Annotated in this window: 2 tRNA genes; both read left to right on the top strand. The window is 52.9% G+C overall.

The features are described from left to right. Window positions 1-76 (top strand) — tRNA-Lys (locus GHO42_RS07795). A gap of 92 nt (window positions 77-168) precedes the next feature. Continuing rightward, window positions 169-242 (top strand) — tRNA-Pro (locus GHO42_RS07790). Window positions 243-244 lie beyond the last annotated feature (2 nt).

Genomic DNA, 244 nt, shown 5'->3' with positions numbered 1-244 from the left:
GGGTCGTTAGCTCAGTTGGTAGAGCAGTTGGCTTTTAACCAATTGGTCGTAGGTTCGAATCCCACACGACCCACCATTTTTGGCTCCAGTTCGCTGGGGTTAGATCTTAAGATCAGAGGCCAAAAGCACTGATCGAAGAAGGCGCCTCTTGAAGGTGCTTTTTTTTACCGGGGTATAGCGCAGTCCGGTAGCGCGCCTGCTTTGGGAGCAGGATGTCAGGAGTTCGAATCCCCTTACCCCGACC

The sequence above is a fragment of the Pseudomonas sp. FSL R10-0056 genome, from assembly GCF_009600105.1.
In the GTDB taxonomy this organism is placed as follows: domain Bacteria; phylum Pseudomonadota; class Gammaproteobacteria; order Pseudomonadales; family Pseudomonadaceae; genus Aquipseudomonas; species Aquipseudomonas bubulae.
This window is presented reverse-complemented; position numbering and strand designations above follow the sequence as displayed.